Here is a 19,782-nt window from a genome sequence, read left to right on the forward strand (position 1 = left end):
AAACCGTTTATATGAGCCTTGTGGCCACCTTTTTTGCCGTGCTATTTGGCTTGCCACTGGGCATTATCACCTTCTTAACCAAAGAAGGACAAACCCTAAATAACAAAAAATTGAACCGCACTTTAGAAGTGATTATTAACGTTGGGCGTTCTATTCCCTTCATTATTTTGCTCTTCGATTTAATGCCCGTCACGCGTTTTTTAGTCGGCACAACCTTAGGTACAACGGCGGCCATCATTCCGTTAAGTGTTGCCGCATTGCCATTTTACGCACGTTTAACGGTAAACGCCTTGGGCGATATTCCAACGGGTTTAACGGAAACCGCCAAAGCAATGGGAACAAACGTTTGGCAGTTGGTAACACGCTTTTATTTGCCTGAAGCCTTGCCAATTCTGATTAAAGCAATGACGCTCACCTTAGTCACGCTGATTGGTTATTCCGCAATGGCAGGCGCGGTGGGCGGCGGCGGTTTAGGTAACACCGCAATTTCATTCGGCTTACACCGTAATATGCCTTATGTACTTTGGGTTTCCACCATTATCATCGTACTTATCGTGATGTTATGCGAAAAATACGGTAACAAATTAGCGGATCATTTCGATCATCGTTAATCTCAACATCAACTTAACTCAGTAAAAAGGAAAGTAAAATGAACTTTAAAAAATTATTCACTGTTGCAGCACTTTCATCAGTTTTAGCGCTAACTGCTTGTAAAGATGACAAAAAAACCGAAACCGCCGCAGCACAACCTGCTGCACAAAAAATTAAAGTGGGCGTAATGTCTGGCCCTGAGCATCAAGTAGCTGAAATTGCAGCGAAAGTGGCAAAAGAAAAATATGGCTTAGATGTGGAATTCGTTGAGTTTAACGAATATTCATTACCAAACCCAGCGGTAAGCAACGGTGATTTAGATCTTAACGCAATGCAGCACAAACCTTATCTTGATAAAGATTCACAAGAACACGGTTACAAAAATCTTGTAATTGTGGGTAACACTTTCGTGTATCCATTAGCGGGTTATTCGAAAAAAATTAAAAATGTAAACGAGTTAAAAGACGGCGCGATCATCGCAGTGCCAAATGATCCAAGTAACCTTGCGCGCGCGTTAATTTTATTAGAAAAACAAGGTTTAATTAAATTAAAAGATAACACTAACCTATTCGCAACCTCTTTAGACATCGTAGAAAATCCGAAAAATCTACAAATTAAAGAAGTGGATACATCAGTTGCAGCGCGTGCGTTAGATGATGTAGATTTAGCCGTAGTGAACAATACTTATGCTGGTCAAGTAGGCTTAAATACTGAAGAACACGGTGTGTTTGTGGAAGATAAAGATTCCCCTTATGTGAACATTATCGTTGCGCGTGAAGACAACAAAGACAGCGATGCAGTGAAAAACTTCGTGAAAGCTTACCAAACTGATGAAGTGTACCAAGAAGCGGTAAAATACTTCAAAGACGGTGTAGTTAAAGGCTGGTAATCCCTTTCTTCTTTAACCAATTTTATGCCATCGCCCCTGAGGGTTCAGGGGCGTTATTTTTCTGCGGCTTTGCTATTTTCTCAGCAAAAAACCACCGCACTTTTCTTGTTGATTTGCTCAATCAATCCTATAATAGCGTCCCTATTTTCACTATTTCATTCTATATTATGGATCTCGCAATTTATATTCAATTTTTTGTCAGTCTTATTGCCTTGGTAAACCCAATTGGGGTTATTCCAATTTTTTATTCAATGACGACCGACCAAACACCCGCTCAACAAAATCGAACAGGACTAATTACTTGCTTTTCTGTTTCTGTGATTTTGTTAGTTAGCTTCTTCTTTGGCAATATGATTTTAGAAGCCTTTCATATTTCCATTAACTCTTTCCGCATTGCCGGTGGGATCTTGGTGGCAATGATCGCACTCACAATGATTAACGGTAAAATCGGTGATCATAAAATCAATAAAGAAGAAAAAGCAGAAAACTTTGACGATTACAACAACATCGCCGTTGTGCCACTGGCAATGCCGATTATGGCTGGCCCTGGCTCAATCAGCGCAACCATCGTATTTGGCTCAAATCAAACTACCGTGATGGATTATGTTTACACATCACTCACCATCGCCCTATTTGGCTTATGTTGTTACATCTTATTACGCTACTCTGAGCCGTTAGTTAAGAAATTAGGCAAAACTGGCTCAAACGTTATCACCCGTATTATGGGTTTAATTTTGATGTCGCTAGGTGTTGAAATTATCGTGGAAGGGATTAAGAATTTATATTTGTTCTAACTATCAATTTTTACAAAATAAAAAGGGTTGCTTATGCAACCCTTTGTTATTTCATCAAATCTTACTCATCTAAGAAACTGCGTAAGGTTTCTGAACGGCTTGGGTGACGTAATTTGCGTAACGCTTTGGCTTCAATTTGACGGATACGTTCGCGGGTTACATCAAATTGTTTACCCACTTCTTCAAGCGTGTGATCCGTGTTCATATCAATACCAAAACGCATTCTCAGCACTTTTGCTTCTCTCGGTGTTAAGCCTTCTAGCACTTCGTGCGTGGCCGCTTTTAGGCTTTGTGCTGTTGCAGAATCCAATGGTAATTCTAACGTGCTATCTTCAATGAAATCACCTAAGTGAGAATCATCGTCATCACCGATAGGGGTTTCCATTGAAATTGGCTCTTTGGCAATTTTTAGCACTTTGCGGATTTTATCTTCCGGCATTCCCATTCTTTCTGCTAATTCTTCCGGTGAAGCCTCACGCCCCATTTCTTGCAACATTTGACGCGAAATGCGGTTCAATTTGTTGATGGTTTCAATCATATGAACTGGGATACGAATAGTTCTCGCTTGATCCGCGATCGAACGCGTAATCGCCTGACGAATCCACCAAGTCGCATAAGTTGAGAATTTATAACCACGGCGATATTCAAATTTATCCACCGCTTTCATCAAGCCAATGTTACCTTCTTGAATAAGATCCAAGAATTGTAAACCACGGTTGGTATATTTTTTCGCAATAGAAATCACCAAACGCAAGTTCGCTTCAACCATTTCTTTTTTCGCACGGCGTGCTTTTAATTCACCTTGTGAAACCGCATCGCAAATATCACGAATTTGGCTAATGGTTAAACCGGTATCTTGTTCAATAATAATAAGATTATCAATAGCTTGGCGAATTGGCTCTTCATATTGCGCTAATCTTTCTGACCAAGATTTCCCCGCACTTAAGGCTTTTTCTAACCACACAACTTTAGTTTCGTGTCCAATAAATTCTTTTTGGAACGTGCCTTTTGGCATTTTAGCGTTATCCACCGCCATTTTTTGAATGCTACGTTCTTGCTGACGCACACGCTTCATCATATTACGCATAGACAACACAATTTCATCAAATTGTTTTGGTACTAAACGGAATTGCGTGAAAACTTCGGCCAAAACTTGAATTTGATCACGCGCCGCTTTTTTATGGCGCCCGTGTTTTGCAATCGCATCTAAGGTTTTCTTATGCTGCGCTTTTAATTCTGCAAATCGCTCGCGTGCTACTTCTGGATCAATGCTGTTATCAGAATCGCTGTCATCGGAAGAACTGCTATCATCACTTTCTTCGTCTTCGTCATCATCTTCTACGCTTGCGGTTGTCGTGCTTTCTTCATCTTCATCATCTGTAAGATGCGCTTCGTGTTCTTCTTCCGCGGCTGCTTCAACGATTTCATTTGGATCGACAAAACCTGTGATCAGATCCGCCAAACGCATTCCGCCTTCTTCTACTAACGCATATTTTTCTAATAGATCATTTAACGCTTCTGGATAGGCTGCCACGGCAGTCTGTACTTCATTGATCCCTTCTTCGATACGTTTAGCAATATCAATTTCGCCTTCGCGGGTTAAAAGCTCCACGCTCCCCATTTCGCGCATATACATACGCACAGGATCGGTGGTTCGCCCTAATTCTGCTTCCACACTAGATAATACTTGAGTGGCTTCCTCTACCGCATCTTCATCGGTGATATTTTCATTCAGCATCAAATCATCAGCATCAGGTGCTGCGTCTAGCACTTGAATACCCATATCATTGATCATCTGAATAATGTTGTCGATTTGCTCTTCGTCCACAGATTCTGGCAAGTGGTCATTTACTTCAGCATAAGTAAGATAACCTTGCTCTTTCCCTTGTGCGATTAGCAATTCTAATTGAGATTGTGGATTTTGCTCCATATCCATATTATATATCCGCCTCGATGTGTAATTGTGGGAGATAAAATGGCTTTAATTTTATCACCGTTATGTTGGATTAACTATTTATTTTGCTGTTTTTTCAATAATAATTGTGCGAGCGCCTGCCGTTCTTGCTCATTTAAGCCCTCTGTGCGCTCTTTTGCGATAAGCATCTCGATATTTTTATCCATCAACTGCAAATAAAAATAACGTAGGGTTTCACGAAATGTTTCTTCGATTTTATCCTCATCTACTAAATGATCCCACACGGCAAGAATTTCAAGGGGGCGAAAATGTTCCGTATCACGGTAATGTTCCAAAATTTGTGCGGTGGTAATTCCCACACGCTCACGGCAAAGTGCGGTGATTTTTTCAAACAAATCTAGCCCAGCTTCATTGAGTACCGACAGAACGCTTAAATTTTCTGGCACAATTTGGATCAATTCAGGATTTTGCAATAGTAATGCAATCAGCACCCGCATTGGCGTGCGTTTCACCGCATTTTGTTTCGGCGATGATGAATCATTTTCTTTTTGTGCTGGGATTAAATGCTCGATCTGCGCTTCATTAAAAATCCCCAATTTTTGCGCCAAAAGCTGACGCAATGATAAACGTAACAATTCTCCCGGAATTCGGTTAATCAATGGCACAGCAAGGGCAGCAAGTTTTCCCTTGCCCTCTTTACTGGAAAAATCCACCTGCGAACTTAGGGTAGAAAACAGAAAATCGCTCAATGGTTGCGCCTGACGAATATAGTCCTCAAAGCCGTCTTTGCCATATTGGCGAATAAAGGTATCAGGATCTTCCCCATCGGGCAGAAAAATAAACTTAATTTGCCGCCCGTCTTCTAAAAAAGGCAGCGCATTTTCTAACGCACGCCACGCTGCATCACGCCCTGCACGGTCTGCATCGTAACAACAAATAAGCTGTTCGGTGGAACGAAATGCAAGCTGAATTTGCTCTGGTGTGGTGGCTGTTCCTAATGACGCTACGGCATAATCCACGCCAAATTGCGCCAGCGCCACCACGTCCATATAGCCCTCCACCACCAGCAACATTTCAGGGCTGTCATTTACTTGCAATGCTTCAAACAAGCCATAAAGCTCACTACCTTTGTGGTAAGTCATACTTTCTGGCGAGTTCAAATATTTCGGCTTTTCATCACCCAACACTCGTCCGCCAAAGGCAATAGTTCGCCCACGGCGATCACGAATAGGAAACATAAGACGATTACGAAAACGATCGTAAACATCTTGTTTTTCATTGCGCGATAACATTCCTACATCAAACAATTTTTGCCGATCTTCTTGATTACGTCCAAACTGATTTAACACGGCGTTAAATTGGTTTGGCGAAAAACCAATTTGAAAGCGTTCAATCACTTCGGTGGATAAACCGCGTTTTTGCACATAGGATTGCGCAGGAATATTGTGTGGAAGTTGATGATGATAAAACACCGCGATCTCTTGCATTAGCTGGTAAAGATCCTTTTTGGTGCGATAATTGGCTTGTGGTTTACTCTTGCCATCAAAGTGCGGTGATTTTTCGTAAGGAATTTCTAAGCCTAAATGATTCGCCAGCTCTTCCACCGCCTCAATAAATTCCAGTTTTTCATATTCCATTAAAAAACTAATGGCATTACCGTGCGCGTGGCAACCAAAGCAATGGTAAAACTGTTTTTTCGGACTCACGGTAAAGGAAGGCGTTTTCTCGTGATGAAAAGGACAACAAGCCTGATATTCACGCCCTGCTTTTTTCAGCTTAACCCGTGAATTAATCAATTCGACAATGTCAGTTCTGGCAAGAACATCATCAATAAATGAACGTGGAATATGGCCTGCCACAATAATTTCCTCTCGTTTTCAATCAACACAGAATTTAGCAAGATAGATCTAAGATAATAAGAAATGGTGCAGCTAAAAACAACAAAACCGTGATTCCAAAAGGTTTCACGGCCTGCTTAACTCGAGTTTAATTAAAAAAATTTTTTAATTAGTATAAACGTACATTACGTGCATTTTCACGAGCAACGCGTTTTGCGTGGCGTTTAGCACGAGTTGCGTTTTCACGTTTACGAATTGTTGTTGGTTTTTCGTAAAATTCACGGCTACGAACTTCCGCTAAGATTCCCGCTTTTTCACAAGCGCGTTTGAAACGACGTAATGCTACGTCAAATGATTCATTTTCACGAACTTTAATTACCGGCATAAGCCATCACCTCAATATGGATTAATATTTTGCAAAATTTAGACCGTTTCGTTTCGATAAACGGCTTATTTAAACTAATAGGTGGGCAATTCTAATTCAAATCAACGGCAAAAGCAAAGAAAAGATCCAATTTTTGTGAAAATTTCCCCGCACTTTTCATCACAAATTCACCGATGAATTGGGATAAACTAGAGAAAAAGCCTTAAACAAGGTAGAATTAGCCAGTTAAAAATAAGAATTAAGAGAGAAAAAATGCGAATTTTAGGCATTGAAACATCTTGTGATGAAACTGGTGTGGCGATTTATGATGAAAATAATGGGCTTATCGCCAACCAACTTTACACCCAAATTGCGTTGCACGCCGATTATGGTGGCGTTGTGCCAGAATTAGCTTCGCGCGATCACATTCGGAAAACTGCGCCCCTTATCCAAGCGGCATTGCAAGAAGCCAATTTATCAGCGCAAGATATTGACGGCATTGCCTACACTTGCGGGCCTGGGTTAGTGGGAGCGCTATTAGTGGGTTCAACCATTGCGCGTTCCCTCGCCTATGCGTGGAATGTGCCAGCCATTGGCGTTCATCATATGGAAGGGCATTTGCTCGCGCCAATGTTAGAAGAAAATGCACCGCACTTTCCTTTTGTCGCCTTGCTTGTTTCAGGTGGGCATACTCAGCTTGTGCGCGTAGATAGCGTAGGGCAATATGAGGTGCTAGGCGAAAGCATTGATGATGCAGCAGGGGAAGCCTTTGATAAAACCGCAAAATTGCTCGGTTTAGACTACCCTGGCGGCGCAGCCTTAGCACGCTTAGCAGAAAAAGGCAATCCTAATCGCTTTACCTTTCCGCGTCCAATGACTGATCGCCCAGGGCTAGATTTCAGTTTTTCAGGCTTAAAAACCTTTGCGGCAAACACCATCAATCAAGCGATTAAAGAAGAAGGCACGCTCACTGAGCAAACCAAGGCGGATATTGCTTATGCTTTCCAACAAGCGGTGGTAGAAACCTTAGTGATCAAATGTCGCCGCGCCTTGCAAGAAACGGGCTTTAAACGCTTAGTGATCGCAGGTGGCGTCAGTGCGAATCAACAGTTGCGCCAAGCCTTGAACGAATTGATGGCTCAACTAGGTGGCGAAGTGTTCTATCCTCAACCGCAATTTTGTACCGATAACGGTGCAATGATTGCCTACACTGGCTTTTTACGTCTGAAACACGGCGAACATTCCCCTTTAGAAATTGAAGTAAAACCGCGCTGGGCAATGACTGAGCTGAGCGAAATTAAGCAAACTGAGTGAAATAAAACAAGGATCATTTATGCAAAATCAACAATCTAACGCAATGCGCGCAGCTGGGATCGGCTGCGTTCTTATGCTTCTCCTTATCGCCTTTGCTTTGATCAAACTCCCTACCGCACAGGTGATGGATTACCTTACCCTTGCTGGCCAATGGGTTGGGCAAGGCACAACCGTTGGCATTTTAATGCTCGCAACACTGCCACCACTAACGGGACTGGTGTTTTACTTGATTTGGAAATGGCTAACAAAATAACCGCACTTTATTATGGCTAAACTTTATTTTTACTATTCTACGATGAACGCGGGCAAATCCACCACCCTGCTGCAATCGGATTACAACTACCGCGAACGGCAAATGAACACGCTGGTTTACACCGCGGCGATTGATGATCGCTTTGGCGTGGGCAAAGTGACTTCACGCATTGGCATTAGCCAGCAGGCGAAATTATTCCATAAGGAAACAGATCTGTTTGCCGAAATCGCCCTGCATCTTGAACAAGAAAGCCTGCATTGTATTTTGGTGGACGAAGCACAATTTCTCACCAAAGAGCAAGTTTATCAGCTCAGTGATGTGGTGGATAAATTACACATTCCTGTGCTGTGCTATGGCCTGCGCACGGATTTCCAAGCAGAATTATTTGAAGGCAGCCGATACTTACTGGCTTGGGCCGATCAGCTGGAAGAATTAAAAACCATCTGCCACTGTGGGCGCAAAGCTAATTTCGTGCTGCGTTTAAACGATCAAGGCGAAGTGGTCAAAGACGGCGCACAAATTCAAATCGGTGGCAATAATCACTACGTTTCCGTATGTCGCCGCCATTACAAAGAAAAAATTGAACAGGCATAAAATTCGCCATTTTTGCACCGCACTTTTCACTCAACGTTTCCAAATGTAAGGACGCACCAACGTGTGCGTCCGATTGGGCTATCGACACGAGCGGACAGATCGCTTCGTCTAGCCATAAAAGGCAATTTTATTTCATCATAAAAGCTGATATATTGAATCAAGTATTGAAATAAGGAGTCAACATGAAAAAAGAAGAAATGGGACATAATTTCCTTGCTCGATTAGGTAAAACGCGCTTACGCCCCGGTGGTCGCAAAGCCACAGAATGGCTGATTGCAAATGGTGATTTCAACGCCAATAAAAAAGTGTTAGAAGTGGCGTGCAATATGGGAACCACCGCCATTGAGCTAGCCAGCAAATTCGGCTGTCATATCGAGGGCGTGGATCTTGATGAAAATGCCTTAGAGAAAGCCAGAAAAAATATCGCCGAAAAAGGGCTACAAGATAAAATTCACGTTCAACGTGCCAATGCAATGAAATTACCTTTTGCCGATAACAGCTTTGATATTGTGATTAATGAAGCAATGCTGACAATGTTGCCAGTGGAAGCGAAAATCAAAGCGGTGCGCGAATATTATCGTGTTCTCAAACCGAACGGTTTCTTGCTCACTCACGATGTAATGCTCACCACGGACAATGCGGAAGAAGTAATCCAACAGCTACGTGAAGCCATTAACGTTACCGTAACACCATTGGCAAAACAAAACTGGAAATCGCTCTTTTTAGAAGCAGGATTCCGCAACGTGGAAACCTATTCAGGCGAGATGACGTTACTTTCCCCATCAGGAATGATTTATGACGAAGGCGTATTAGGCACAGCTAAAATTATCCGCAATGCGTTAAAAGCAGAAAACCGTCCGACATTCAAAAAAATGTTCAAGGTTTTCAATGATCCAGATAAAAAACTCGGCTTCATTGCCTTATGTAGCCAAAAATAACGAAAAAAATCCCCGCACTTTTACTCAACAAATTTCACATAACAAAGTGCGGGGATTTTTTTGCCAGAATTCGGCTTTCATATAAAAAAAATAACCGCACTTTAAAAGTGCGGTTAAATATTTCAATATGTTTTCTTATAACACATCAACGCAATTTAAATCTTGGAAAGATTTTTCTAAGCGTTTAGACATTGATTCTTCAGATTTGCGTAACCAAACGCGTGGATCGTAGTATTTTTTGTTTGGTGCGTCTTCACCCTCTGGGTTACCAAGCTGACCTTGAAGATAAGCTTCGTTGGCTTTGTAGAAGTTTAAGATACCTTCCCAAGCTGCCCATTGTGTATCTGTATCGATGTTCATTTTCACTGCGCCGTAGCTGATTGCTTCACGGATTTCTTCAGTTGATGAACCAGAACCGCCGTGGAAAACGAAATCTAATGATTTTGGTGGAAGACCACGTTCTTTAGAAACGAACTCTTGTGATGCGCCTAAGATTGATGGTTTTAATTTCACGTTACCTGGTTTGTAAACACCGTGTACGTTACCAAATGCCGCAGCAATGGTGAAACGTGGGCTAACTGGGTTAAGTTGGTCGTAAACGTAAAGCACGTCTTCAGGTTGAGTGTACAAACGAGATTCATCAACATCAGAGTTATCTACGCCGTCTTCTTCCCCACCAGTGATACCGATTTCAATTTCAAGGGTCATACCCATTTTGCTCATACGCGCAAGGTATTCACGGCAGATCGCCATATTTTCTTCCATTGGCTCTTCAGAAAGGTCGATCATATGTGATGAGAAAAGTGGTTTGCCTGTTTCTGCGAAATGTTTTTCACCCGCTTCTAATAAGCCATCAATCCAAGGTAATAATTTTTTCGCTGCGTGGTCAGTGTGAAGAATTACTGGCACACCGTATTCAGCAGCTAATTCGTGAACGTGTTTTGCCCCTGCAATGGCACCTAATACATCAGGACGCGCGCCGCTTGCTGGTTTAATGCCTTTACCCGCATAGAATTGTGCACCACCGTTAGAGAACTGGATAATCACAGGCGCTTTAACGCGTGCTGCGGTTTCTAATACGGCATTAACAGAGTCTGTCCCCACGCAGTTTACTGCTGGGATTGCGAAATTGTGTTCTTTTGCATAGTTGAAAACTTTTTGTACATCATCGCCAGTTAATACGCCCGGTTTTACAATGTCTAATAATTTTGCCATTTTTCTGTTTCCTATTTAGTGAATAGTGGTTTTTAATATGAAAAGGGCGTACTGCATTCGCCACGCCCTAAAATCAATGAATTAGTTTTTTGCACGTTTTTCTAAGATTTCAACGGCTGGTAATACTTTGCCTTCTACGAATTCTAAGAACGCACCGCCACCAGTTGAAATGTAAGAAATTTTATCTTTGATGCCGAAAAGATCGATCGCTGCAAGGGTATCACCGCCGCCTGCAATAGAGAACGCCCCGTTTTGGGTTGCTTCTACAATAGCATCAGCCACGACTTTTGTACCATTACGGAAGTTAGGGAATTCAAACACGCCCACAGGCCCATTCCAAAGAATAGTTTTTGCGCTTCTAATGATTTTCGCTAATTCTTCTGCAGATTTTTCGCCAATATCGAAGATAGATTCATCGGCTTTAATGTCATCAACAGATTTTTCAATCGCTGGCGCAGTTTCAGAGAACTCTAAACCTACGCGAACATCTGTTGGCACTGGGATTTGTGTGGCTTTTGCTAAGCGTTGTGCTTCAGGGATTAAATCTGCTTCGTATAAAGATTTACCCACATCTTTGCCTTCTGCTGCGATGAAAGTATTTGCGATACCGCCGCCAACAATCAGTTGATCCGCCACTTTAGAGAGGGAATCTAACACGGTTAATTTGGTAGAAACTTTTGAACCACCCACAATGGCTAACATTGGGCGTTGTGGTTCTTTTAAGGCTTTGCCTAAGGCATCTAATTCCGCCGCTAATAATGGGCCTGCACAGGCGATTGGGGCAAATTCAGCCACACCATAGGTTGAGGCTTGCGCGCGGTGTGCCGTACCGAATGCGTCCATTACGAATACATCGCAAAGTGCGGCGTATTTTTTACCTAATTCTGGATCATTTTTCTTTTCGCCTTTGTTGATACGCACGTTTTCAAGTACCACGATTTCGCCATCGTTTACTTCTACGCCGTCTAAATAATCACGGGCTAAACGCACGTTAAAGCCTGCGTCTTTTAAATAATCAACCACAGGTTGGAGGGAATCTTCAGGTTTAAATTCGCCTTCGGTTGGGCGACCTAAGTGAGAGGTAACCATCACTTTCGCACCTTTTTCAAGGGCGAGTTTTAAGGTTGGAATGGTTGCTTGAATACGAGCATCAGACGTTACTTTGCCGTCTTTTACTGGCACATTCAGGTCTGCACGAATAAATACGCGTTTACCTGCTAAATCTAGGTCGGTCATTTTAATTACTGACATAATTTACCCTCTTTATATAGTTTAAAAATAAATAGAACTGCTCGCATTATACCTAGTTCAAGCTAGATTGTAACTGCTTTAGATCAAATTATCCGCTGGATTTTTTTAATTCTCAGAAATAATAGATCTTTTAATACTTCAAATCGAGCCAAATTCTTCTAGCGCGGACAATCCATCACTTGCCACTGCAAATCATAGCAAATAAATAATTCATTATGGCTTGCGCCCAAATACGCCCCTTTCAGCTGTGGGTTATGTTTTTTTAACCAAGCAAACAATTCTTTACGTGGTAAATTGCGATCAGGTAAATTCAAAGTGCGGTATAAATTTTGCTGTTTTTCAAAATAAGCGTTGGCATTTTTGAAAGCGCAAGCGCCGTGCTTTTCCCATTCCCCTTGCAATAAATTCGCACTCGGGCTATCTGCAAGATAAGGCTTAATCACCGCAGGATCGACCATCGGCAAATCGCCCTGACAAAAACGCGGATGATCGCTGACCGAACGCGCATTGGCATTTTGCGGCCATAAGCCGTGGATCACCCAACCATACTGCTGCGTGCCACATTGGCTCATTAAAGATTGCGGTAAGTTGCCGTTGTAACGTTCTTTTTGCGCTTGGCAAAATCCCGGCGACCAAGACAACGCCAGCATATAATAATCCACAGGTGCGCTTTTATTTTGTCCAATGGCGTCATCGCGCATAATGTAATCATAATTCTCGTCAAGCGGTGCTGGTGTATTTTGTTGTGTTGGTGTCTTTGCTTGATTTTGCTGAGATTGCGCCGTGGGTTCAGGTTGGTGTGTTTTTCCGCTAGGCTGAAAATAATTCCAAATCAATGCAATGCCTGCAATGATTAATGTGCCTAAAAAAGAAAGTCCTTTGTTGTTTTTCTTGCTCATTTTGTTTTGCCTATTTAATTTTCCTTGCCGATTCTTTATAATCTCGCCCTTTCAATGATTTTATGGGGAATTTATGGCACTTTTAATTACAGATAAATGCACAAATTGCGATATGTGCTTGCCAGAATGCCCGAATGATGCCATTTCCGTGGGCGATGACATTTATGTGATCGATCCCAATCTTTGTACGGAATGTGTGGGGCATTATGATACCCCAACTTGCCAAAAAGTTTGCCCGATCACCAACTGCATCAAGCCCGATCCCGATCATCAAGAAAGCGAAGCCCAATTGTGGGAACGCTTTGTGTTAATTCATCATTCTGATCAGTTATAGCGATTTAAAGGGTTTTCTCCGCCCATTTTGCCAATAACACGCCCGCTACCACTGCAACATTCAAGCCCGCTTTCAGCGGATTGGCAAGGGATAAATTGACTACTTCATCGTGATTTTTTGCCAAATTTTCACCCGCACTTTCGCTTAAAACAAAGACCACTTTATCGCTCAATATCAGCTGAGCGAACGGCTTCGCTTGCTTGCTTTGGCTTAAATGCACAATTTGATAGCCTTTTTCACGCAATTTTTCTAACGCCTGTTCACTGCTGTCGGCAAGTAAAGTATGCACATATTCCGCACCGCCTTCTGCCACACGCATTGCTGCAGCAGAATTTAACAAATCGGCTTCGCTTAACACTAAACCTTTCACGCCATAGACTGCACAAGTTCGCACGATCCCACCAATATTATGTGCGTTATGCACATTATCGAGTAAGATCAACGCATCTTTTTCACGCGGAATATCCAAATAACCGCTCAACGTAAAATAACGTGGCTTTTTCACCAACATACAAATGCCGTTGTGATGCTCCGTGCCACTCACTAGCGCAAGCTCTTTGCTATCCACAACGTGATAGACTTTTTTATTCGCCGCCAAATAGCTAAATAACTCGCCCACACGGTGTGCCATTTCCACGGTTGTCCACACACGAACAATGCTTTCAGGGCGCTCAGCAAATAAGGCAAGGCACGTATTTTCGCCATACACTTTCATTTCTTCTGCACGATTTTTCTTAATCTTTTCTGGTGCGCGTGGGGAAAGTGGGCCAGTTTTTTTCTGTTTTTCTTTCACGCCTGTGCATTTTATCACCACTTTCACATTGGCTGTACCGCGCGCATTTCCCATTGTTAATTCTGTGCGTTGTTGCACTTTTTCCGCGGATTTTGTGGGTGTTCTTTCACGCGAGAAAGTGCGTTTGTCGTCCTTTTTGCCACGGGAAGAATGAGGGGAAAAGTGCGGCGCTTTTTTATCTTGTTTTTCGCCAGAATAGCGTTCATTGAAGCGTTTGGTGGAATCTGCTTGCTGGAAAGTCGGTTTTTTTGCGTTCATTTTATGTTGCCAAATTGTGATAAAAATGGGAAAAGTGGGCGAATTTTCACCGCACTTTGTGAGAAATTGAATGCATTATAGCGAAAAAATATCTTTTTTCTACCAAGCCAAGAAGTAAATATTGTAAACTACAAGGCTGAAAAAATGGATTATCAAAATTAGAGTAAAAAATTATGTTGATAAATAAAACGAAAAGGGCAGAAGAAAATTTGCAAGTTTTGCCGAGTTTGGCACTACAACCCTCGCAAATTGATTTTCTTCACCACCCTGCGGAATTTAAGCAACAAATTATCCAGCTTATTCGTGAAGCAAAAACACGCATTTATATCACCGCACTTTATTGGCAAAATGACGAAGCGGGGCAAGAAATTTTAAATGAAGTGTTTGCCACTAAAAGCCGTAATCCCGAGCTTGAAGTGAAAATTTTTGTCGATTGGCACCGCGCGCAGCGTAATTTGCTTGGCGCAGAAAAATCTGCCACCAACGCAGATTGGTACTGCGAACAACGTGCCATTCATCAATATGGTGAACACGCCCATTTGTTTTTCGGCGTGCCAGTGAACACGCGCGAAGTGTTTGGTGTGTTGCATATTAAAGGCTTTATTTTTGATGATACCTTGTTATATAGCGGAGCGAGCATTAATAATGTGTATTTGCAGCAAAATGAAAAATACCGCTACGACCGTTATCATAAAATCACCCATTCCGCCCTTGCGGATTCAATGGTGAATTTCCTACAACAGTATCTCCTGAGTAATCAAGCAGTGCTACCGTTGGATAATTCTGAACGTCCAAAAACCAAAGAAATTCGCCAGCATATTCGTGCTTTCCGTAAAGGCTTGGCAGCAGATGGGCAGTATAAGTTTGTCAACGAAGAAAATTCTGGCTTAAAAATCACCCCACTTTTTGGCTTAGGCGGTGGTGCAAACCTGCTTAACCGTACGATTGAAGATCTTTTCCAAATCGTGCAAGAAAAATTGGTGATCTGTACGCCATATTTCAATTTTCCACGTCCATTACAACAAAAAATACGCCGTTTACTACAAAAAGGCAAACACATTGAAATTATCGTGGGCGACAAAACCGCTAACGATTTTTACATTCCCCCTTCACAGCCGTTCAAAATGGCGGGCGCACTGCCTTATTTATATGAAAGCAATCTTCGCCGTTTTAGCCAAAAGTTTGAAGCACAAATTACCCAAGGGCAATTGGTGATCCGCACTTGGAAAGACGGTGAGAACAGTTATCACCTCAAAGGGGTATGGGTGGACAATAGCCATATTTTATTAACAGGCAACAACCTAAATCCGCGTGCTTGGCGTTTAGATGCAGAAAATGGTTTGCTCATTCAAGACCCAGCCCAACAGCTGCAAGCCCAAGTGCAACAAGAGCTAGCCTGCATCCGCCAACACACCACCCAACTAAAACACTACACGAAACTGGACGAACTCTCACAATACCCAGCCCCCGTGCAAAAACTACTAAAAAAATTCGCCCGTATCAAAGCGGATAAATTGGTGAAGATGATTTTGTAGCTAATTCCTTAATTTAGGGATTTAGGGATCTTAAAACTAAGATCCCCCTAATATTTCCTTCTTAGCTCAATTACCAATCATTCTTTTATCCACCTATTTCAACAACCCCTGTTCTTCCAACTTCCCTAAGAAATAAGGCATTTGTACGCGCCACCAAGGCCAGTCGTGATCCACATCTGTTCCCCAGAAGTCAAACCAAGCGGGAATATCTTTGGCTTGGAAGGCTTGTTGTAAGCGTGCGGTGTCGGCGATGTGTTGTTCTTCCCAAGCGCCTTGCCCAACGGCTACTATGTAATGGTTTTGGCGGTAGCGCTCTAAAAACCACGGATCGTTTTGATTCCATAAATAATCAATGGGGGAATTAAAATAGACTTCCGCGTTGCCGTGAAATTCTCCTGTGAAGAAACGCGCATCATACACGCCACTTAAGGCGATGGCAGTATCAAAAAGATCAGGGTGACGTAAGGCGAAATTTATGGTGTGGAATGCGCCCATACTACAACCAGTGGCGATCATTGCACCTTGCCATTGGGACTCAAAGCGAATTAATGGCACTAATTCATTGATAATATAGCGATCATAAGCATTGTGAGCCTGTGCCATATCTTGCCCTGATTTGTAATCCGCGAGCCAAGATTCCTTATCAAAAGAATCAGGGGTGTAAAATTTGATTAAGCCGCGTTCAATGAAAGAACGGCAGGCATCAATCATTCCAAAATTGCCATATTCATTTTCATTTCCCCCCGATGAAGGAAAAACAATCACAGGTTTGCCACTGTGGCCATAGACATTAAAAGGCATTTCGCGGCCAAGTTCTCCGCTCCAATGATGACGGCGTTCAAAAAACATTTTTCCTCCTATTGTTTTTGATGGGCAAATTGAATAATTTCACGCATTTGTTCAAGGCTTGGCGTGCGCGCCAATATTCCTTCTTCCCCCATAATTTTGGCAAATACGCCCGGCACTTGCTGTACGCTAATGATATTGTGTGGGAATTTTTCGCACACTTCAGCAATGGAATGAGCATAATGCTGATTTGCCTTGCGAGAGATATACACCACATTCCAAGGGTGCGAAATTTGCGCGTGGAATTGGTTGTCTTTCACAATATGCGCATATTCATTGAATACATCGAAATCATTGGCATAATTCCACATATCAATGGTTAAACCACCTGGTGGGCGACAATTCACTTCTAATGGTAATAATTCGTTGGTTTTCTTCACACGGAAAAACTCGAAATGAAAGAACCGCTCTTTCACATTAAAGGCTTTGACGCATTTTTGACCAAGTTCCACCAATTTTGGCGAAATTTCACGGGGAACGTAATAGAACATATCGCCGTCTTTTTCTACGGTATCCAGCACCGCTTCGGAATATTCAAGGCTGGAATAAAACACAATATTGCCATCGCGATCCGTTAAGCCGTCAAAGGTAACAATATCGCCGTCAATAAATTCTTCCATAATGTATTCCACGTTGGGATTTTTATGGCTGAAGAAGTTTTCCAATTCTTGTGCATTTTTAATCTTATAAGTATCGCTCGCGCCTACGCCAGAATTGGGTTTGATAATCACGGGATAATGCAATTCGTGCGCTAATTTTCTGGCATCTTCATCGCTTTCAAATACACGTCCTTTCGCCACTTTTAAGCCTGTTTGGCGGAAAATTTCTTTCATTTTTGATTTGGTTTTAATGGATTTCATATCGTCATTTTTATAACCAAATACATTGAAATCCGTGCGAAGTTTCGCATCTAGCTCAAGCCAATATTCATTGTGCGATTCAATGCGATCAATACGCCCATATTTATGCGCAAAATAGCCCAGCGCGCGATAAACCTGATCATAATCTTCCATATTATCCACCCGATAATATTCCGTCAGCGCATTGCGCAGATTTTCACTTAGTTGCTCATAAGGCGTGTCGGCAATGCCTAAGGTGTTGAACCCATTTTCCCGCAAACGCACGGCAAAGGTTTCAAAATTGGTTGGGAAATGGGGTGAAATCATCACAAAGTTTAGTGGTCTTGACATAGACTATCCCTCAATCTAAAAAATAACGAAAACGATTGCATTATACCCAAAATAATCGGCATAAATCGATCTATTTTCAAACAAAGTACGGTTATTTTTCGTTAGATAATTTAAGCGGTTGGCTGTTTTTTGTGCTGAGCGATTTATGCTCTTGGATAATATGCAGGAATGCCTGTCCGAAGCGCTCTAATTTGGTTGCACCCACGCCGTTGATTTGTAGCAGTTCCCGTTTGTTGGTGGGTTGATATTGTGCCATTTCTTGCAGGGTGGCATCGTTGAATACGATGTAAGGCGGAATGTTTTCTTTGTCGGCGATTTGTTTGCGTAAGAAACGCAGGCGGGCAAAGAGATCTTTGTCGTAATTTTGCACCGCACTTTTTTGTGAGCTTTGTGCTGTCATAATGGAAGAAACCCTTGGCATTGCCAGCTCTAAAGGCTGTTCACCACGCAAAATTGGGCGCGCATTTTCCGTCAGCTGTAACACCGAATGAAATTGATTCATCACTTGTTGCACAAGCCCAAGATGAATCAGCTGGCGGATCACGGACTGCCAATATTCTTTGCTTTTGTCTTTGCCAATGCCGTACACGCTGAGCTGATCGTGCTGGTTATCTTTAATTTTTTGATTTTGCATTCCGCGCAGCACGCCGATCACATAATGCACGCCGAACATTTGCCCCACGCGATAAATGGTGGACATCACTTTCTGCGCGTCAATTAAGCCGTCATATTTTTTCGGCGGATCAAGGCAAATATCGCAGTTTCCGCACGGCGCTTGGCGATGTTCGCCAAAATAATTCAGCAAGACTAAACGGCGGCAAGTTTGACTTTCGGCAAATTCGCCGATGGCTTCTAATTTATGCTGTTCAATTTGGCGCTGCGGGCTTTCTGGTTTTTCCAGCAGCATTTTTTGTAACCACGCATAATCGGCAGGTTCGTAAAATAGCACCGCTTCGGCAGGCAAGTCATCACGCCCTGCGCGTCCTGTTTCTTGGTAATACGCCTCGATACTGCGTGGCAAATCAAAATGCGCCACAAATCGCACGTTGGATTTGTTAATTCCCATTCCAAAGGCAACGGTTGCCACCACCACTTGCACATTATCACGCTGAAAGGCACGCTGCACTTGCTCGCGTTGGCTGGCTTCCATTCCTGCGTGATAGGCTTGCGCAGCCACGCCTTTTTTGCGCAAACTTTCTGCCAAGCGTTCCACCTTGTTGCGACTGTTGCAATAAACGATACCACTTTTGCCCTTCTGCCCTAGCACAAATTGGCATAGCTGCTCCATTGGTTTAAATTTTTCTACCAAGGTATAGCGAATATTTGGGCGATCAAAACTGCCGATGTAAATGTGTGGATTATCCAGTTGCAAATGGTGCAGAATATCTTGCCTCGTGGCACTGTCTGCGGTGGCGGTGAGTGCCATTATCGGAGCATTAGGAAAACAGCGTTTCAGCCCGCCTAGCTGGGTGTATTCAGGGCGGAAATCGTGTCCCCATTGGGAAATACAATGGGCTTCGTCAATGGCGATGAAGCTCACTTGGCAATGGGAAATAAATTGGAAAAAACTGGTGGTCATCGCCTTTTCAGGGGAGATATAAAGCAATTTAAGCTGCCCTGAAATGGCTTTATTTTGCACGATTTGCTGTTGCTCAAAGGTTTGTGTGGAATTGAGATAATCCACCGCGATGCCATTTGCCAAGAGCTGATCCACTTGGTCTTTCATTAACGAAATCAGTGGCGAAATAACGAGGGTTAAGCCCGAAAAACAAAGTGCAGGGATTTGATAGCAAAGGGATTTGCCGTTTCCCGTTGCCATAATCACGAGGCTATCTTGGTGTGAAAGGGCAGCGTTGATCACTTCTCCTTGTCCATTGCGGAAAGATTGGTAACCAAAAACCTCGTTCAAAACCTTAAGTGCGGTGTTTTTTTCCATTATTTTTTGCGAAAAATTGGTTAAAAACGCACCGC

At 42.6% G+C, this 19,782-nt stretch carries 19 protein-coding genes (1 of these 19 cut by a window edge); 9 read left to right on the top strand and 10 right to left on the bottom strand.

The annotated features are described in order from the left end of the window. The 3 genes from DYC50_RS00210 to DYC50_RS00220 form a co-directional block, all read left to right on the top strand. Positions 1 to 611, top strand: the 3' portion of a protein-coding gene (locus DYC50_RS00210; protein WP_103854440.1) for a methionine ABC transporter permease. The gene continues 79 nt to the left of window position 1, outside the view; only the last 611 of its 690 coding nucleotides appear in the window; the start codon falls outside the window, past its left edge; it ends in the stop codon at positions 609 to 611. A gap of 38 nt (positions 612 to 649) precedes the next feature. Next, positions 650 to 1,480 (top strand): MetQ/NlpA family lipoprotein, encoded by an 831-nt coding sequence (locus tag DYC50_RS00215; RefSeq protein WP_115248534.1) that lies wholly within the window; start codon positions 650 to 652, stop codon positions 1,478 to 1,480. Positions 1,481 to 1,647: 167 nt separating this feature from the next. Beyond that, positions 1,648 to 2,274: a YchE family NAAT transporter gene (locus DYC50_RS00220; RefSeq protein ID WP_115248535.1), complete on the top strand. Its 627-nt coding sequence runs from the start codon at positions 1,648 to 1,650 to the stop codon at positions 2,272 to 2,274. A 61-nt stretch (positions 2,275 to 2,335) separates the two neighbouring features. Here the strand turns inward: DYC50_RS00220 and rpoD are convergent, their stop codons facing one another. From rpoD to rpsU, 3 genes are all read right to left on the bottom strand, one after another. Then, entirely contained in the window at positions 2,336 to 4,210 is a 1,875-nt protein-coding gene (rpoD, locus tag DYC50_RS00225) for an RNA polymerase sigma factor RpoD (protein ID WP_281268536.1), read from the bottom strand. A 74-nt stretch (positions 4,211 to 4,284) separates the two neighbouring features. Then, on the bottom strand, positions 4,285 to 6,048 hold the full coding sequence (gene dnaG / locus DYC50_RS00230; RefSeq protein WP_115248536.1) for a DNA primase: 1,764 nt from the start codon (positions 6,046 to 6,048) through the stop codon (positions 4,285 to 4,287). Between the two features lie 148 nt (positions 6,049 to 6,196). Continuing rightward, the gene (gene rpsU / locus DYC50_RS00235; protein ID WP_103853581.1) at positions 6,197 to 6,412 is read right to left on the bottom strand and encodes a 30S ribosomal protein S21; all 216 of its coding nucleotides are present in this window, start codon (positions 6,410 to 6,412) and stop codon (positions 6,197 to 6,199) included. A 252-nt stretch (positions 6,413 to 6,664) separates the two neighbouring features. On the opposite strand from rpsU, the gene tsaD reads away from it, so the two are divergent. The 4 genes from tsaD to DYC50_RS00255 all read left to right on the top strand — a co-directional run bounded on the left by tsaD (position 6,665) and on the right by DYC50_RS00255 (position 9,490). Further along, positions 6,665 to 7,705 carry a tRNA (adenosine(37)-N6)-threonylcarbamoyltransferase complex transferase subunit TsaD gene (gene tsaD, locus DYC50_RS00240; protein ID WP_115248537.1) on the top strand — a complete coding sequence of 347 codons (1,041 nt, stop codon included), beginning with the start codon at positions 6,665 to 6,667 and terminating at the stop codon, positions 7,703 to 7,705. A 19-nt stretch (positions 7,706 to 7,724) separates the two neighbouring features. Then, positions 7,725 to 7,958, top strand: a complete 234-nt coding sequence (locus DYC50_RS00245; RefSeq protein WP_115248538.1) for a hypothetical protein — start codon at positions 7,725 to 7,727, stop codon at positions 7,956 to 7,958. A gap of 12 nt (positions 7,959 to 7,970) precedes the next feature. Further along, positions 7,971 to 8,552 carry a thymidine kinase gene (locus DYC50_RS00250; RefSeq protein WP_103853578.1) on the top strand — a complete coding sequence of 194 codons (582 nt, stop codon included), beginning with the start codon at positions 7,971 to 7,973 and terminating at the stop codon, positions 8,550 to 8,552. Between the two features lie 182 nt (positions 8,553 to 8,734). Continuing rightward, positions 8,735 to 9,490, top strand: coding sequence for a class I SAM-dependent methyltransferase (locus DYC50_RS00255; protein ID WP_115248539.1), 756 nt, complete (start codon positions 8,735 to 8,737; stop codon positions 9,488 to 9,490). Between the two features lie 135 nt (positions 9,491 to 9,625). On the opposite strand, the gene fbaA is transcribed toward DYC50_RS00255, so the two are convergent. From fbaA to DYC50_RS00270, 3 genes are all read right to left on the bottom strand, one after another. Then, complete coding sequence (fbaA, locus tag DYC50_RS00260) at positions 9,626 to 10,705, bottom strand: class II fructose-bisphosphate aldolase (RefSeq protein ID WP_017806342.1); 1,080 nt, start codon at positions 10,703 to 10,705, stop codon at positions 9,626 to 9,628. An 81-nt stretch (positions 10,706 to 10,786) separates the two neighbouring features. Continuing rightward, a complete protein-coding gene (locus DYC50_RS00265) occupies positions 10,787 to 11,956 on the bottom strand; it encodes a phosphoglycerate kinase (RefSeq protein ID WP_115248540.1) in 1,170 nt (389 codons plus the stop codon). Positions 11,957 to 12,114: 158 nt separating this feature from the next. Continuing rightward, positions 12,115 to 12,855 carry a ribonuclease T2 family protein gene (locus tag DYC50_RS00270; protein WP_115248541.1) on the bottom strand — a complete coding sequence of 247 codons (741 nt, stop codon included), beginning with the start codon at positions 12,853 to 12,855 and terminating at the stop codon, positions 12,115 to 12,117. A gap of 73 nt (positions 12,856 to 12,928) precedes the next feature. Here DYC50_RS00270 and DYC50_RS00275 point away from each other — a divergent pair, with 73 nt between their 5' ends. Continuing rightward, a complete protein-coding gene (locus tag DYC50_RS00275) occupies positions 12,929 to 13,189 on the top strand; it encodes a YfhL family 4Fe-4S dicluster ferredoxin (protein WP_103854484.1) in 261 nt (86 codons plus the stop codon). Positions 13,190 to 13,193: 4 nt separating this feature from the next. Here the strand turns inward: DYC50_RS00275 and DYC50_RS00280 are convergent, their stop codons facing one another. Continuing rightward, complete coding sequence (locus tag DYC50_RS00280) at positions 13,194 to 14,240, bottom strand: TrmH family RNA methyltransferase (protein WP_115248542.1); 1,047 nt, start codon at positions 14,238 to 14,240, stop codon at positions 13,194 to 13,196. Positions 14,241 to 14,413: 173 nt separating this feature from the next. Between DYC50_RS00280 and pssA the strand changes: the two genes are divergently transcribed. Continuing rightward, complete coding sequence (gene pssA, locus DYC50_RS00285) at positions 14,414 to 15,775, top strand: CDP-diacylglycerol--serine O-phosphatidyltransferase (RefSeq protein ID WP_115248543.1); 1,362 nt, start codon at positions 14,414 to 14,416, stop codon at positions 15,773 to 15,775. 93 nt (positions 15,776 to 15,868) lie between these two features. Here the strand turns inward: pssA and DYC50_RS00290 are convergent, their stop codons facing one another. From DYC50_RS00290 to recQ, 3 genes are all read right to left on the bottom strand, one after another. Then, positions 15,869 to 16,624, bottom strand: coding sequence for an esterase family protein (locus tag DYC50_RS00290; protein ID WP_115248544.1), 756 nt, complete (start codon positions 16,622 to 16,624; stop codon positions 15,869 to 15,871). An 8-nt stretch (positions 16,625 to 16,632) separates the two neighbouring features. Then, entirely contained in the window at positions 16,633 to 17,811 is a 1,179-nt protein-coding gene (locus DYC50_RS00295; protein WP_115248545.1) for an ATP-grasp domain-containing protein, read from the bottom strand. A 91-nt stretch (positions 17,812 to 17,902) separates the two neighbouring features. Next, positions 17,903 to 19,747: a DNA helicase RecQ gene (gene recQ, locus DYC50_RS00300; RefSeq protein ID WP_115248546.1), complete on the bottom strand. Its 1,845-nt coding sequence runs from the start codon at positions 19,745 to 19,747 to the stop codon at positions 17,903 to 17,905. Between the last annotated feature and the right edge of the window lie 35 nt (positions 19,748 to 19,782).

It is taken from the genome of Avibacterium avium (genome assembly GCF_900454535.1).
Taxonomy (GTDB): domain Bacteria; phylum Pseudomonadota; class Gammaproteobacteria; order Enterobacterales; family Pasteurellaceae; genus Avibacterium; species Avibacterium avium.